Raw genomic sequence first — 16,023 nt, forward strand, 5'->3', positions numbered from 1 at the left:
GGGCTTCGGGGGCGGGGTGCATCGGCATTGGATCGCGTAACGAGAGGCGCGATGCAATGATCCGGCCCAACCTCAATTCCGTCATCCCCGCAAAGGCGGGGACCCAGGGCAACAAAGCAATGCCCTTCGCGACTCTGGATCTCCGCCTGGGCGGGGATGACGATCATGGGTAGATGGGTGCCGGACTAGATCTGGATGCGCGCGGTCACGCGGATGTCGCGGCCGGGCAGCGGCGCATAGTCCTTCAGCACGCTCGCGGCCCGCCGGGCCTCGACGTTGAAGATGTTGTTGGCCGATAGCTGCAGGCTGGTGTTCGAGCCGGCGCCCCAGGGCTTCCACGAAATCGAGGCGTTGACCAGGGTGAAGCCGTCGGTCGGCGTCTCGAAGGCCGAGATGCGCGTCTGGTCGAATACATGCTCGACTTCGCCGCGGATCGAGAAGCGGTCCGAAGTCGCCTCGAGCCCGCCATTGACGCGCAGCGGCGGGATGCGCGGCGCCGGGCCGGTGCCGACGATCTCGGCATGGACATAATCGGCCAGCGCGGTGGCGTTGATCGAGAAGTCCTTTACCGTCGCGATGCGGAACGAGCCCTCGGCCTCGAACCCGTAATAACGGGCATTCGCCTGATTGTACTGGAACACCGGCAGATCGTCCCGCGTCGCGCCGGTCGGCGTGTCGTAGATATAGCCGGTGAACCAGTTGTAATAGGCCGCGGTCGAGAAGGCGAAGCCGTCGCCGGAGCCCTTGAAGGTCGCCTCGACGCCCCAGCTCTTCTCGGTGCCGAAGTTCGGATTGCCGATCTCGAACGCCTGGGTGCCGGCGTGTGGGCCGTTGGCGAACAGCTCTTCCGGGGTCGGTGCCCGCTCGGCGCGCGAGACGTTGACGCCGAAGCGCATGCCCTGGGCCACCGCATAGCTGGCACCGAGCGATGCGGAGAAGCTGTTGAAGGTGCGATTATAGGCCGGGTTGCCGATATCGGCATCGGCCTGGGCATCGACGATATTATGCTCGAAGCGCGCCGCGGCCTCCGCCTTGAACGCGCCCAGGTCGAGCGACTGGAGCGTGAACAGGCCGAATTGCTGCGCCGAGTTCTTGGGCAGGAACTTCTCGTCGCCCACCACATGCATGTCGCGCAGCGAGAACTGGCCGCCGACCATGCCTTCCCAGCCGCCGCGCGCGGCCTGGACCAGCTCGAGCCGGCCTTCATAGCCCTGATTGTAGAAGGTGGTGCCGACGGTGCCGTCTTCCGCGATCTCCGAATGCTTGTAGTCGGCCGCGGCCAGCCGGGTGCGGATCTGCTTGAAGATGCCGCCGCCGGTATCGACTTCGCCGCGAATATCGACGCGGGTCTGCTGCGCATGGAGGCGCACCTGCTCGGCCTCGATCGACGGATCGAGCGAATAGCGGATGGGCACGCCGTAGAAGGTGTCGAAATGGCTCACCGAGAAGCCGAGATTGTTGTTGCCGTCGATGATCGCGGCGCCGCCGGCGACGTCCCAGGTCTTGGCGGCAGTGTTGGGCACCCGGCCCTTGAGGTCGGCCAGGTCCTGGATCGCCGGATCGGCGCTCGCCGCCGCCTGGGCCCGGAGCGCGGGCGACAGGACATAGCCGCCGGTGCGCTGGTTGCCGGTCTGGGTGAAGCTGCCATCAGCGTGGAGGACGATCTTGCTTGTCACCGGCACGTCCGCCGCGCCCGAGGCCGAGCGCTCGTCGGCGGCGCTGCCATAGCTGGCGATGCCGTCGAAATGCACCGCCTCCTGGGGCATGTGACGCGGGATGCGGCTGTCGATGACGTTGACCACGCCGCCGATCGCCGAGGGGCCGAAGATCAGCGCGGTCGGCCCGCGCAGCACTTCGATGCGATCGGCGGTGAGCGGGTTGATGATCGGCGCGTGATCGGCCGAGGTGTTCGACACGTCGATGCTGCCGATGCCGTCGGTGAGCAGCGGCGCGCGGGCGCCGATGAAGCCGCGCAGCACCGGGCGCGAGGCATTGGGGCCGAAGGACGAGGCCGAGACACCGGGCTGCTGGGCCAGGGTCTCGCCGATCGTCGGGCGCAGGTCGCGCGTGAGTTCTTCCTTGGCGAGGACGGTAGTGCCGCCCAGCACGTCGGCGGTGTTGCGGGCGCGGGTGCCGGTGACGACGATCTGTGCGCCCGGCTGGTCATGGTCCTGCGGTGCCGCCGCCGGGCTGCCGCCGTCGCTCGCCGGCGCGGCGGCGACCGTGCCGTCCGCATCCGTCTGGGCATGGGCAGGCAGGGCGAGCAGGGCGGCGGAACCAAGCAGCAGCGAACGCAACATCGACGAATCTTTCCCGAACCATGAAACTTGCTGCATCGCGGTAATCGCGATGATATAAGGTATCAAGTTCTTTTGTCCCGCTTCCGGACCGACTGGGCGTCGCCGGGGCCTGCGGGCCGTGCGCCTCCGCTCCGTCCCGGGATCGTCGCATTTGCGGAAACCTTGCGATGCCGCGCGCGCGGCTAATCCCGGGCGGGCGCCGCACCTAGATAGCGCTCCGTCGAACAGGAGGATTGCAATGGCATATCTCGATAGCCGGGTCGCGATGCTGGAGGGCATGGCCGGCGCCGTGCCGGCCGAGGCCGTGCTGAGCCCGCTCGAGCTGCGCACGCTCCAGCTTTCCCAGGCGGATGGCCGTGCTTCGTTGCGCGCGCCGCGCCGGATCGAACGACTGGGGGCGATGCTGTTCGGCTCGCGCCGGGTATCCGGCCTCGCCAACCCACGGCTCGAGGCGCTTCGCCGCTTCGCCATCCAGTACCGGCTCGAAGGCGCGGCGATCGATGCGGGCGAGGCCATGCGTGCCGAGGCCGCGGGCTTTTCCGCCGCCGCGCTCGACCGGGTTCGCCGGATCGTCGACGGCTGGCCGCGCCGTGCCGGCCCGCTGCTGCGCGCGGCGTCGTTGCTGGCGGCCGCTGCCATTGTCGCAGCGGCGAGTGCGGTGGCCTATTTCTGGCTCGCCGACGAACTGGAGCCGGCAGTCGCCGCGATCCTGATCGGCGCCGGCGCGGTGACGCTCGCGCCGCTCTTCGCCGGCCGCCCCCGGGGCTGATCATCATGGTATAGAACCACTGTGCCAGTTTTGGTCCAGTAAATTGGTATTCAAATTGGCTTGCGCATAGCGATCCCAACTGATAGTCCACTCACATCGGCCATCAGAGCCGATGGGGAGGATCCGTTGCGACCCTGGGCGCTGTCGATGATGATGGTTGCGGTTTCCGCGCTTCCGGCGGCCGCGCGGGACATGCTTGTCCATGACCAGCAGGAGTATGCCGTCGCGGCGAAGATGCTGGCGCCGGGCGACCGCATCGTGCTCGCCAATGGCGAATGGCGCGATTTCGCGGTGCGCTTCTCGGCCATGGGCCAGGCGGACAAGCCGATCACGCTGACCGCGGAGACGCCGGGCAAGGTGATCCTCACTGGCAAGTCGAGCCTGCGCATGGCGGGGCGCTGGCTCATCGTGTCGAACCTCGTCTTCAAGGATGGGCATGGCGGCGACGAGGAGCTGATCGCGTTTCGCGACGGGACGAAGCGATGGGCGGAGAATTCGCGGCTCACCGGGGTGGTGGTGGACGGCTATGGCCCGCCCGATACGGCCAGGACCGATCACTGGGTCTCGCTCTACGGGCGCAACAACCGCGTCGATCACTCGCACTTTGTCGGCAAGATGCATGGCGGGGCGATGCTGGTCGTGGTGCGCGCCGCGAACCTGCCGCTCGATAACCATCACCGCATCGACCATAATTATTTCGGCCCGCGGCCTCCCCTCGGGGAAAATGGCGGCGAGACCATCCGCATCGGCACCAGCCAGGAATCGCAGAGCGACTCGTTCACGATCGTCGAGGACAATTATTTCGAGCGCTGCGACGGCGAAGCGGAGATCGTCTCGATCAAGTCGGGCGCGAACATCCTGCGGCGCAATGTCGTGGTCGAGAGCCAGGGCGCGTTCGTGATGCGCCACGGGCACGGCAATGTGATCGAGGACAATATGTTCTTCGGCAATGGCGTGAAGCGGACCGGCGGCATCCGCGTGATCAACCGCCGCCAGGTCGTGCGGAACAACTATCTGGAGGGGCTGGCGGGCGAGAGGCCGTACAGCGCGATCTCGCTGATGAACGGCGTGCCCAATTCGCCGCTCAACCGCTATGTCCAGGTCGCGGACGCACTGATCGCGCGCAACAGCGTGATCGACGCCGCGACGGTGACGCTGGGCAATGGCGCGAGCGCGGAACTGTCGCTGCCGCCGGTCTCGACCCGGTTCGAGGGCAATCTGTTCGTCAATGCGAAGCGCGGCGATCCCTTCGTCGCCAGGGCGGACATCGCCGGTATCGGCTTTGCCGGCAACGTCCTGTCCGCGCCCGGCCCCGCCGCCCTGCCCATTGCGATGGACCGTCGCCAGGTAGTGCTCGCGCGTGCCGCCAACGGCCTGCTCTATCCGACCGATCCGACCCTGGCGGAGACGGGTGCCGATCCTTCGCTCAAGCCCATCGCGCGCGAGGAGACGGGTGTCTCCTGGTACGCCAAGCCCGCGGCATCGCCGCTTCCGGGAAGCCATTGATGACTCGTTTCGCGTTTCTCCTCGCCGGTGCCGCCCTGCTCGCCACGCCTGCCATGGCGCAGACCGCGCCGGGCGATGAGCCGACCCTTTTCCGCGCGCCCGAAATGGCGGCGACGGCGAAGGAAGCCACGGCCTATCCGCTGTTCGCCGCCGAGCTGAAGCGGGCCCGCCGCGAAGTCGACAAGGCGATCAAGACGGGGGTGGTGGTGCCCCAGCCCAAGGATCCGGGCGGCGGCTACACCCATGAGCAGCACAAAAGGAACTACACCGCCATCTACGGCGCCGGGCTCCTGTTCCGCATCACCGGCGAGCAGCGTTATGCCGATTTCGCCAGGGCGGAACTGCTCGAATATGCCAGGCTCTACCCGACGCTCGGCAACCATCCGGCGGCGAGCGACCAGCGGCCGGGGCGCCTGTTCTGGCAGAGCCTCAACGACGCGGTGTGGGCGGTCTATGCCGTGCAGGGCTATGACGCGATCCGGGAGTCGCTGAGCGCCGCCGATCGCGCGACGATCGACGACAAGCTGTTCCGCCCGATGGCGAATTTCCTGTCGGCCGGCCAGGCCGAGGAGTTCGACCAGATCCACAACCATGCCACCTGGGCCTGCGCCGCGGTGGGCATGATCGGCTATACGCTTCGCGATCAGGGCTTTGTCGAAGTGGCGTTGAAGGGCCTCAAGCGCGACGGCAAGTTCGGCTTCCTGGCGCAGATCGACCAGCTCTTCTCGCCCGACGGCTATTATGTCGAAGGGCCCTATTACCAGCGCTACGCGATGCTGCCCTTCGTGCTGTTCGCGCGCTTCATCGCGGCGAACCAGCCCGGGCAGAAGATCTTCCAGCACCGCGACGGCGTGCTGCTGAAGGCGATCCGCACTTCGATCCAGACGACCTATGACGGCTATTTCTTCCCGTTCAACGACGCGATGCCGGACAAGAGCCTGAAGACCGACGAGCTCTATCAGTCGGTGGCGATCGGCTATGAAGCGACCAGGGATCCGGCGCTTCTCTCGATCGCCAAGTGGCAGGGCCGCACCGTGCTGACCCCGGATGGGCTGATGGTCGCGAAGGACCTGGCGGCGGGCAAGGCCCAGCCTTTCCCCTTCGCCGCGCAGTTCCTGCGCGACGGGCCGAACGGCGAGATGGGCGGGCTGGCCATCATGCGCTCGGGCCCGGGCGACAGCGACCAGGTGCTCGTCGCCAAGAATGCCGCGATGGGCATGGGGCACGGCCATTTCGACAAGCTGTCGTACATTCTCTACGACAATGGCCATGCCATCGTGACCGATTACGGCGCGGCGCGCTTCCTCAATGTCGAGAGCAAGGACGGCGGGCGCTACCTCAAGGAAAATGAGAGCTGGGCGAAGCAGACCGTCGCCCACAACACGCTGGTCGTGAACGAGACCAGCAATTTCGGCGGCAAGTGGAAGGTGGGCGACAAGCTGGCGCCCAAGCAGCTCTTCTGGGCGAGCACGCCGCAGGCGACGATCAGCACCGCCGAGATGACCGGCGCCTATCCGGGGGTGCGCTATCGCCGCACTTTGATCCAGCTGCCGGTCGATGGCGTCGAGAGCCCGATGATCGTCGACCTGCTCGACGCGACCGGCGACAAGCCCGCGACCTATGACCTGCCGCTCCATTATGCCGGGCAGATCACCGCGATCGGCTTCCCGCTCCAGTCGAACACCGCCGAGCGGCCGGTGCTCGGCAAGGCGAACGGCTATCAGCACATCTGGGTCGATGCGACGGGCATGCCGGGCGCGGACAATGGCGCGGTCACCTGGATCAACGACAATCGCTTCTACACCTACCGCATGATCGCGCCGGCGGGCGCCAGCGTGATCCTGGGCGAGAGCGGCGCGAACGATCCCCGCTTCAACCTGCGCCGCGAGCCGCTGCTGATCGAGCGTGTGACGGGGGCGACCAGCGCCCAGTTCGTCAACCTGCTCGAGCCGCACGGCAATTACGACGCCGGCGAGGAGAAGACCACCGCGAGCAACAGCCGGGTCAAGGGCTTCACGCATGTCCGCACCGGCGATGCCGATGTGGTGACGATCAAGCTCGCCGACGGCCGCGGCATCATGCTCGCCATCGCTTTCTCCGCCGATGCCGGGGCGGCGCACAGCGCCACGGTCGATGGCAGGAAGATCGACTGGAAGGGCCATTTCGCCCGGTTCGACACCGGCAGGGGAAACTGAGCCGATGACCAGGGTCAAGGGCCTGCGCTGGCTTGTCATCGGCCTGATCGGGCTGGTGACGGTGATCAACTATATCGACCGCAACGCGCTCGCGGTGATGTGGCCGGCGGTCTCCAGGGATATCGGCGCCGACAAGGCGGACTATGCGCTGCTGGTGACCATGTTCATGGTCGCCTATGCGGTCGGCCAGTCGCTGTTCGGCAAGCTGCTCGACCGGATCGGCACGCGGATCGGCTTCGTCATCGCCATTGCGGTCTGGTCGGTCTCGATCGGCGCGCATGCGCTGGTCCGCTCGCTGGGGGCGCTGCTCTGCCTGCGCGTCACGCTGGGCGTGTCGGAAGCGGGCAACTGGCCGGGCGCGGTCAAGGCCAATGCGCTGTGGTTCCCGCCGCAGGAGCGCGCCTTCGCCCAGGGCATCTTCAATGCCGGCGCCGCGATCGGGGCAATCATCGCGGCGCCTGCCGTCGCCGCGCTCTATGCCGGGTTCGGCTGGCGGATGACCTTCGTGCTGGTCGGTGTGCTCGGCCTTGTCTGGCTGATCCCCTGGCTGCTCGTCTACCGCGCCGATCCCGATCGCCATCCCTGGCTGAGCGACGAGGAGCGCGCGCATATCGCCGCGCGCGCCGCCATCGCCGATGCGCCCGGGAGCGAGGCGCCGGCGCCCGGCATGCTCGCGCTGCTGCGCTACCGCCAGAGCTGGGCGATCCTGCTCGGCCGCTTCTTCCTCGATCCGGTCTGGTGGCTGTTCGTCTCCTGGCTGCCCATCTACCTGGCCGAGACCTTCGGCTTCGACGTGAAGCAGATCGGCATGTTCGGCTGGGTGCCGTTCGTCGGCGCGATGCTGGGCAGCCTGCTTGGCGGCTGGTTCTCCGGCGTGCTGATCGCCCGGGGCTGGAGCGCGCTGGCGGCGCGCAAGCTCGCCATCGCGATCGGATGCGGGATCATGCTGCCGGCGCTGCTGCTCACCGCCGGCGCATCGACTCCGCTGGCGGCCGTGCTGCTGATCGCGGTGATCCTGTTCGGCTTCCAGGTGGCGATCAACAATATCCAGACCATGCCGGGCGACTATTTCGCCGGCGGCGCGGTGGGCAGCCTTGCCGGGATCAGCGGCACCGCCGCGGTGGCCGGCACGCTGATCACCACCTGGCTCGTGCCGGTGATGACCGCCCAAGGCTATGCCCCGATATTCGCGCTGGCCGCGGCGATCGTGCCGCTCGCGCTTCTCGCCATCCTCATTCTCGGCCGCGGAGTCCCGCGCGTCGAAACCCCTCCCCAGACCAAGCAGGACCCAGCATGAAATTGAAGGACAAGGTCGCCATCGTAACCGGCGGCGGGCGTGACATCGGCAAGTCGGTTTCGCTGCAGCTGGCGGCGGAAGGCGCCAGGGTCGCGGTGAACTATCGCAGCGACGCGGGCGCGGCGCGAGCGACCGTGGCCGAGATCGAGGCCGCGGGCGGCACCGCGATCCTGGTCCAGGCCGATGTGACCAGGCCCGAGCAGGTGTCGAGGCTGGTCGACGAGACGACCGCCGCATTCGGCCAGCGCGTCGATGTGCTGGTCAACGTCGCCGGCGGCATGGTCGCCCGCAAGTCCCTGGCCGAAATGGACGAGGCGTTCTTCGACCAGGTGATGGAACTCAACCTGAAATCGGCCTTCCTCGTCACCAAGGCGGTGCTGCCGCATCTGGGCGAGGGCAGCACGATCGTGAATCTCTCGTCGCTCGCTGGCCGCGACGGCGGCGGGCCGGGCGCTTCGATCTACGCCACCGCCAAGGGCGCGCTGATGACCTTTACCCGCAGCCTGGCCAAGGAGCTGGGCCCCCGGGGAATCCGCGTCAACGCGCTGTGCCCGGGGCTGATCGGCACCAGCTTCCACGACACCTTCTCCAAGCCGGAGGGGCGCAAGGCCGTGGCCGGCAATACGCCGCTGCGGCGCGAGGGCCATCCGGACGAAGTGGCGTCGGCGGTGGTCTTCCTCGCCTCGGGCGACTCGTCGTTCCTGACGGGCGTCAACATGGACATCAATGGCGGCCTGGCCTTCTCGTGATCGAGGGAGGCAGCCGTGACCGGGAGGGCATGACATGTTGAAGACGGCGATCACGCTGGCCGCCCTGGCGGCGCTGCCGGGGGCGGCCTTCGCCCAGGCCCTGGAGGCCCAGCCTCCGCTCGAGAAGCGGGAGAAGCGCGTCGATGCGCCGCCGATCACCGCCTACAAGATCATCCTGGTCGGCGATTCCACCATGGCGCCCGGCAGCGGCTGGGCGTCGGTGTTCTGCGCCTATCACGTCAAGTCGAGCGTCGCCTGCCTCAACCTGGGGCGCGGCGGCCGCTCGACCCGCAGCTACCGGGCCGAGGGCTCGTGGGGCATCGCGATGGGCGAGGCTCGGGCACCGGGCTATGCGAAGACATATGTCCTGATCCAGTTCGGCCATAACGACCAGTCGACCAAGGCCGAGCGCTGGACCGACCTGAATACCGACTTCCCGGCGAATCTCCGGCAGATGGTGCTCGACGTGCGCGCGGCAGGGGCGGTGCCGGTGCTGGTGACTCCGCTTTCGCGCCGGGAGTTCCGGAACGGCCGGCTCGACAACACGCTGGCCGCCTGGGCCGATGCGATCCGCAAGGTCGCGCTCGAGAACAAGGTGCCGGTGGTCGAGCTCAACCGCGACAGCGCCAGGGCGGTCGAGCAGCTCGGGCCGGTCGAGGCGATGCAGCTGGCGATGGCCGATCCGCTGCCCGAGGAAGTGGCGGCGGCCCGGGCCGGCACCACGCTGCGCCCGCGCCCGGCGCCCGATGCCCCGCCCTCCGCGACGCTGCCCAAGGCCGGTCCGCGCGGCCGGATCGTCGCCAAGTTCGACTATACCCATGTCGGCGAGGCCGGCGCCAAGGTCTTCGCCAGGATCGTCGCGCGCGACCTGGCCGCTGCGGTTCCCGAATTGAGCAGCCAGCTGCTGCCCTGACCGGCTCCGTCCCTGGGGCGCGGTCCGACTCCCTCGGCCGCGCCCCTCTTTTTCGCCGGCCGCGCCTGCCCTATCGGGCTGGCCATGCACCTCACGCCCGACATCCTCGCCTTCCTCGTCACCATGGCGCTGCTCGCCGGCACGATCGACGCGATGGCGGGCGGCGGCGGGCTGATCTCGCTGCCCGCGCTGATGGCGGCGGGCATCCCGCCCGTCTCGGCGATCGCCACCAACAAGCTCGCCAGCGCCTGCGGCACCGGATCGGCGCTGCTCACCTATGCCCGGGCCGGCCATGTCGACTTCCGCCGCTTCGCCTTGCCCGCCTGCGGCGCCTTTGCCGGCGCGGCGGCGGGGGCGACGACGCTGCAGTTCATGAACCCCTCGTTCCTCACCGCCTTCGTGCCGGTGCTGCTGATCCTGATGGGGCTTTATTTCCTGCTGGCGCCGCGGATGAGCGAAGCCGATCGCCACGCCCGGATCGGGCCGGTGGGGCTCACGCTGATCGTCACCGGCATCGGCTTCTATGACGGGTTCTTCGGGCCGGGCACGGGCTCGTTCTTCACCACCGTGCTGGTCGCGTTGGCGGGGCTGGGGCTGGTCCGCGCGATCGGCAACACCAAGTTTCTCAACCTCTCGACCAATCTCGCCGGGCTGCTCGCGATGATCGCGGGCGGCAAGCTGCTCTGGGGGCTAGGCATCGCGATGGCGCTGGCGAACATGGCCGGCAACCAGATCGGCGCGCGGCTGGCGATCCGCTATGGCGGGCGCGGGGTGCGGCCGCTGCTCGTGCTGCTCTCGGCGGCACTGACCGTGAAGCTGCTCGCGGACCCGGCGAACCCGATCTGGGGGTGGTTCTAGCTTCCGAAGCGCGATCAGCGCCTCACATCGGCGCCTTTGCCCGAAAAGCCCTCCACCTCGGCGCGGGGGAACAGCGCCATGTCGCCCGGCACGCTGTGCTTCAGGCAGGCCAGTGCGAGGCCCAGCTCGGCGGCCCGGGGCGCGGGCGCGCCTTCGATCAGCCCGTGCAGCACGCCCGCCGCGAACGCGTCGCCGCCGCCGATCCGGTCGACGATGCCAGGCATCGCTACTTCTCCCGTCTGGAAGCCGGCATCGGGCGTGTCGATGCGCGCGGCGAGGTGGTGGCAGTCGCTGGTCTCGACCCGGCGGGCGGTGGAAGCGATCCACCGCAGGTTCGCAAAGGCGGCGAACCCGGCCAGCGCGGCCTCGCGCCGGCGCGCCGCGCCATCGCCCGAAAAGGGATGGTCGAGCAGCAGCGCCATGTCGCGGTGATTGGCGAAGAACAGGTCGGCCCGGCGGACCAGGCCGGTCAGGATGGCGCGCGGATCGCCGTCCCAGCGCTCCCACAGGCTGGCGCGGTAGTTGCCGTCGAACGACACGCGCATGCCGGCGGCCCGTGCTGCGGCCATCGCCGCGCCGGTGGCGGCGGCGAGATCGGGGCCGAGCGCCGGAGTGATGCCCGAGACATGGAGCCATTCGGCGCCCGCGAACGCCGCAGGCCAGTCGAACGCGGACCAGTCATGCGCCGCGAAGGCGCTGCCGGCGCGATCGTAGAGGATCTCGGAGGGGCGCAGCGATCCGCCGGGGCTGAGAAAATACAGGCCCTGGCGGCCGGGCGCGCGGAAGCTGGGAGCCAGGTCCACGCCCGCGGCCGCAAGCGCGCGCCAGGCGCCGTCGCCCAGGCCGCCGGACGGGATCGCCGAGACCAGTGCCGCGCGGTGCCCGAGCGCGGCCAGCGCGGCGACGACATTGGCTTCCGCCCCGCCGATATGGAGGTCGAGCGCGTGCGCCTGGGGCAGCTGGACCCGCCCCCGCGTCGCGAGCCGGGTGAGCACTTCGCCGAAGCCGATAAGCCGCGCCGGGCCATTGCTGGCCGATCCGGTTGCCATCCAATCCTCCTGTCCCGTTTCGTGAGGTGGCACTAAGCGGATTGGATAATTGGTATCAAGGTAACATTGACATCATTTGGGATATTGGTTCATATAATTGGTATAAGAATACAATCGGGGAGGATTTGAATGGCTATGGTCTCCATCCGTGCGTGCGCGCGCGGCCGCTCGGTATTGCTGGCGGGCGCCTCGATCGCCGCGGCGCTGGCGGCGGTGCCGGCCCGGGCCCAGGATGGCGCGCCCGCGCCGGCGGACACGCCGGCGGCGGAGCAGAGCCGGGAAGACCAGATCGTCGTCACCGGCATCCGCGAGACGATCCAGACCTCGATCCAGTCGAAGCGCAATGCGGATGCGATCGTCGATGCGGTATCGTCGAAGGAGATCGGTGAGCTGCCCGGCCAGTCGGTCGGCGAAGTGATCGCGACGATCACCGGCGCCTCGATCGACCGCGCCAATTACGGCCCCACCGAAGTCTCGATCCGCGGCCTCGGCTCGGGCCTGAGCATGACGACGCTGAACCGGCGCGAGGCGACCAACGGCTCGGGCGACCGGGCAGTGAATTTCGGCCAGTTCCCCTCCGAGCTGTTCAACGCGATCAAGATCTACAAGACGCAGCAGGCGGACCTGATCGAAGGCGGCGTGGCCGGCCTGATCGAGCTGGAGACGCGCAAGCCGCTCGACCATAAGCGCCGCCAGATCCAGGCCGAGATCAAGGGCAACCTCAATCCCTATCAGGACCGGATCAGCGGCCGGAGCCCCTATGGCTACCGGGCGACGGCCAGCTATATCAACCAGTTCGATATCGGCGCGCTGGGCAGGCTCGGCGTCTCGATCGGCTATCAGCGCAACGATGTGAACGATCCTGTCGAGCGCTTCTACACCAGCACGACTTGGTTCACGTGCAACGCCGCGGTGATCTCCACCGCCAACTGCACCGAAGTGACGCGCCAGCAGGGCAATGCGGGCACGCCTTATTATCATGCGTCCAACTCGTATCTCTATCGCCAGATGATCACGTCGGACCTGCGCAATGCGGTGTTCGGCGCGGTGCAGTGGCAGCCGAGCCCGACGATCGACGTCAATCTCGACCTGCAATATTCACGGCGCCAATATAGCGAGCAGCGCAACGATTTCGGCACCGCCGAGGGGCGCTACAACCTTCACAATGTGGTGATCGGCGACAACCACCAGATGCTCTCGGCCGATGGCTCGGCGACGATGCAGACCGTTTCGGGCCTGTTCCTGCGCGACGAGAAATATCTGGGCTTTGGCGGCAATGTCGAATGGAAGCCGGCGGATCGGCTCACCGTGACGGCCGATTTCGGCTATTCGCACACCTCCCGGCTCGACATCACCCGCCAGGTCCGCCTGCGCACCGATCCGTTCGACATCTATGGCGTGCGCACGCCGATCAACAATCAGCGCATCCCCTATCATGTCGACTTCACGCAGAGCTTCCTGCCGGCCTTCGCCTATGATCCGCGCTTCGACCCCACCGACCATGACCTGTTCAGCGACGATGCCCGGCTGACCCGATCGCAGGACGGCCGCGACGACGAGATCCATTCGGCCCGGCTCGACGCGAGCTACAAGCTGGATGGCTTCCTCGAGCGGATCGACATTGGCGGGCGCTGGGCCAAGCGGAAATTCTTCGGCTACAGCAACGATGTGAACATCGACCAGAACGACCTGGCGGTGGACCGCAGAGTGAATCTGGCCTGTCGCACGTCCTTTCCCGAGCGCAACTTCTTCGCCGATGCGCCGAGCCGGGGGATCGGCGGCTACGCCACCTTCGACGTGCTCTGCCAGTTCCGCAACTATCTGGGCACCGAGGATCCGGGCAATAGCGGCGACCTGCGCGCCGTGGAGAATTCGGACGTCACCGAAGAGACTTGGGCCGGCTATGCGATGGCGACCTATTCGGGGCGGTTCGCCGGCGTCCCAGTGCGCGGCAATTTCGGCGTGCGCGGCGTGCATACCCAGGTTACCGCCCGGGGGCTGCGCTCGGGCCTCGACGTGATCAACAACAGCGACGGCACGATCTCGCTGCGCGCCAATGGCAGCTTCACCGATACCAGGATCGCCGCGGGCACGATGCGCTGGCTGCCCAGCGTCAACGCGATCTTCGATGTCGCACCCAGGATGCGGGTGCGCGCGGGCATCTATCGCGCCATGTCGCGCCCGGCGCCGAGCGCGCTGGGGGCCGGGCGGAACATCACGCTGGAAGTGGGGAACGGCTTCACTTCGGTGACCGACGCGATCAACTCGATCATCGCCACCGGCAGCCCGCGGCTGAAGCCGACCATGTCGTGGAACGGCGACCTGGCGTTCGAATATTATGCCAACAAGGACACGCTGTTCGCCGCGACCGCCTATTACAAGCGCTTCAGCGGCGGGAAGATCCCGATCACCGCCGATGAGGATTTCACCATCGGCGGCCAGGACTATGCGGTGCCCGTCACCCAGACGGCGAACAGCAACGCCAAGGCCGATCTCTACGGCCTGGAGATCACGGCCTCGAACCGGTTCAGCTGGCTGCCGCATCCGCTCGACGGGCTGGGCGTGAAGCTGAGCTACAATTACGCCTGGTCGAACTACGAGACCCAGGACATCCGCTATGGCGATGTGGTGGACGGCGTGACGGGCGCGCTGATCCCTGGGCTGATCCCGGCGGCGGGCCTGAGCGGCTATTCGAAGCACGTCTTCTCGGCCCAGGCCTTTTACGAGATCGGGCCGATCTCGCTCCAGGGCATCTATCGCTACCGCTCGCGCTATTATCAGGCGTTCACCAGCGACAATACCCAGCTGCGCTATGTCGAGGGCAACAACACGTTCGACGCGAACCTGAGCTACCGGATCAACAAGGTCGCCGATATCCGCTTCCAGGCGCTCAACCTCTTCAACGCGCCGCGCGTCGAGTATATGCCGGTCGTCGGCAGCACCCGGAACGTCGAATATTACGGGCCGCAATATTTCCTGAGCTTCCGCATTCGCCTGCGCTGACCTGGGCCGAGTGTAGCGGTGCGGACCAATTTCCTATTCCAAATGCCGGCGGTCTGGGGCATTGCTGAGGGGTAGACCAAGCTTACCGAGGATCTCCATGGCCGAACGCCGTCTCTTCCAGGATATCGCCGAGCGTATCGCGGCGATGATCGCGGAGGGCACTTTCCCTCCCGGCTCGCGCCTGCCCGGGGAGCGGGAGATGGCGGAGCGGCTGGGCGTGAGCCGCGTGACGATCCGCGAGGCGGAGATCGCGCTCCAGGCCCAGGGCCTGGTGCGGATCAAGACCGGATCAGGCGTCTATGTCTGCGATCGCGGCGAGCAGAATGCGGGTGCGCTGCCGGTGGTGAGCGCATTCGAGCTGACCGAGGCGCGCTCGCTGTTCGAATCGGAAGCGGCGGCGCTGGCGGCGCCGACGATCAGCGACGAGCAGATCCAGGTGCTGGAATCGCTGGTGGCCGCGATGGACGAGGCGGAGGAGGGCAGCGCCGCCGCCACCGAGGCGGACCGCGCCTTCCACCTCACCATCGCCAGCGCCTCGGGCAACCAGGCGATCATGTTCGTGATCAACAGCCTGTGGCGGATGCGCACCGAGATACCGGAGATCTGCGCGCTCCATGCCTCGGTCTGCGGCAAGGACGAGGACAGCCGCCACGACGAGCACGCCGCCGTGCTCGAGGCGCTGAAGAAGCGCGATTCGGCGGCGGCGCGCACGGCGATGCGCAAGCATTTCAGCCGCCTGCTCGAGGCGATGCTGAAGGCCTCGGAAGAGCGCGAGATCCTCGAGCTCCGCCGCAAGGCCGAAGCCAGCCGCAACCGCTTCCTGATCAGCGCCCAGCTGAGCTGATCCGCGCGCGCCGCGGCGCCGGTTTTCCCAGCCTCTCGATCGCGCCGCGCGAGCCGCGGCGCGATGCCGTGCGCGCCTGTCCCGAAGTTGGCCTGACCAGTCTCTTGACTCCTGCGCAAAACTACGCCCTATTGGTATGACACCGGTAACCAAAGCCATCTGACAGATAAAGGCCGGTACAGGGAGAGGTTGGGATGTTGAAACGCGCAATGGATATTCATTCGGAACCCTAGCGGGAGCCCGTCGCCTCGGGCGGCTTCGAACAAAATGCCCCGGACAATCGGAATCGGTTGGCGATAACTGGCCTGACCATGCGCGGCCGTGCGTCGGGCGGGCTGGCGCATATGGCCGCCGGGTTGCCGTTGCGTGTCGCTTGCGCGTGACCGCTCGGCTACCGCTGTGGCTGCGAACCGATTGTCTGCCGATTTGCCTGTAGATTACCTATACCTGTTTGGATTAATGGACTGGCAATTATATTGACTCCGGACTGGGGATCGGGCCTTATCCTTCATAATTCCGCAACCGGACCGTCCAGGCCGG

Annotated in this window: 11 protein-coding genes; 9 read left to right on the plus strand and 2 right to left on the minus strand. The window is 67.4% G+C overall.

Translation table 11 applies throughout. The features are described from left to right. Positions 1–185: 185 nt before the first annotated feature. Positions 186–2,300, minus strand: a complete 2,115-nt coding sequence (locus tag OMP43_RS20780) for a TonB-dependent receptor (protein WP_280281460.1) — start codon at positions 2,298–2,300, stop codon at positions 186–188. A gap of 238 nt (positions 2,301–2,538) precedes the next feature. Here OMP43_RS20780 and OMP43_RS20785 point away from each other — a divergent pair, with 238 nt between their 5' ends. The 7 genes from OMP43_RS20785 (at position 2,539) to OMP43_RS20815 (ending at position 10,587) form a co-directional block, all read left to right on the plus strand. Further along, positions 2,539–3,069: a hypothetical protein gene (locus OMP43_RS20785; RefSeq protein WP_280281461.1), complete on the plus strand. Its 531-nt coding sequence runs from the start codon at positions 2,539–2,541 to the stop codon at positions 3,067–3,069. A gap of 126 nt (positions 3,070–3,195) precedes the next feature. Continuing rightward, entirely contained in the window at positions 3,196–4,575 is a 1,380-nt protein-coding gene (locus tag OMP43_RS20790; RefSeq protein ID WP_280281462.1) for a polysaccharide lyase 6 family protein, read from the plus strand. After that, positions 4,575–6,770, plus strand: a complete 2,196-nt coding sequence (locus tag OMP43_RS20795) for an alginate lyase family protein (RefSeq protein ID WP_280281463.1) — start codon at positions 4,575–4,577, stop codon at positions 6,768–6,770. Before OMP43_RS20790 ends, OMP43_RS20795 begins: the two co-directional genes overlap by 1 nt. Before the next feature lie 4 nt (positions 6,771–6,774). Further along, positions 6,775–8,067, plus strand: coding sequence for an MFS transporter (locus tag OMP43_RS20800; RefSeq protein WP_280281464.1), 1,293 nt, complete (start codon positions 6,775–6,777; stop codon positions 8,065–8,067). Beyond that, the gene (locus OMP43_RS20805; protein WP_280281465.1) at positions 8,064–8,816 is read left to right on the plus strand and encodes a 3-oxoacyl-ACP reductase family protein; all 753 of its coding nucleotides are present in this window, start codon (positions 8,064–8,066) and stop codon (positions 8,814–8,816) included. The genes OMP43_RS20800 and OMP43_RS20805 overlap by 4 nt, the downstream gene beginning before the upstream one ends. A 34-nt stretch (positions 8,817–8,850) precedes the next feature. After that, positions 8,851–9,729, plus strand: coding sequence for a rhamnogalacturonan acetylesterase (locus tag OMP43_RS20810; RefSeq protein ID WP_280281466.1), 879 nt, complete (start codon positions 8,851–8,853; stop codon positions 9,727–9,729). Between the two features lie 84 nt (positions 9,730–9,813). After that, entirely contained in the window at positions 9,814–10,587 is a 774-nt protein-coding gene (locus OMP43_RS20815; protein WP_280281468.1) for a TSUP family transporter, read from the plus strand. A gap of 14 nt (positions 10,588–10,601) precedes the next feature. On the opposite strand, the gene OMP43_RS20820 is transcribed toward OMP43_RS20815, so the two are convergent. Beyond that, positions 10,602–11,636: a sugar kinase gene (locus tag OMP43_RS20820; protein WP_280281469.1), complete on the minus strand. Its 1,035-nt coding sequence runs from the start codon at positions 11,634–11,636 to the stop codon at positions 10,602–10,604. 129 nt (positions 11,637–11,765) lie between these two features. Here OMP43_RS20820 and OMP43_RS20825 point away from each other — a divergent pair, with 129 nt between their 5' ends. Beyond that, positions 11,766–14,639, plus strand: a complete 2,874-nt coding sequence (locus OMP43_RS20825; RefSeq protein ID WP_280281470.1) for a TonB-dependent receptor — start codon at positions 11,766–11,768, stop codon at positions 14,637–14,639. 97 nt (positions 14,640–14,736) lie between these two features. Further along, positions 14,737–15,483 (plus strand): FadR/GntR family transcriptional regulator, encoded by a 747-nt coding sequence (locus OMP43_RS20830; RefSeq protein ID WP_280281471.1) that lies wholly within the window; start codon positions 14,737–14,739, stop codon positions 15,481–15,483. The last annotated feature ends 540 nt before the right edge of the window (positions 15,484–16,023 follow it).

It is taken from the genome of Sphingomonas sp. CBMAI 2297 (genome assembly GCF_029870595.1).
Classification (GTDB): Bacteria; Pseudomonadota; Alphaproteobacteria; order Sphingomonadales; family Sphingomonadaceae; genus Sphingomonas.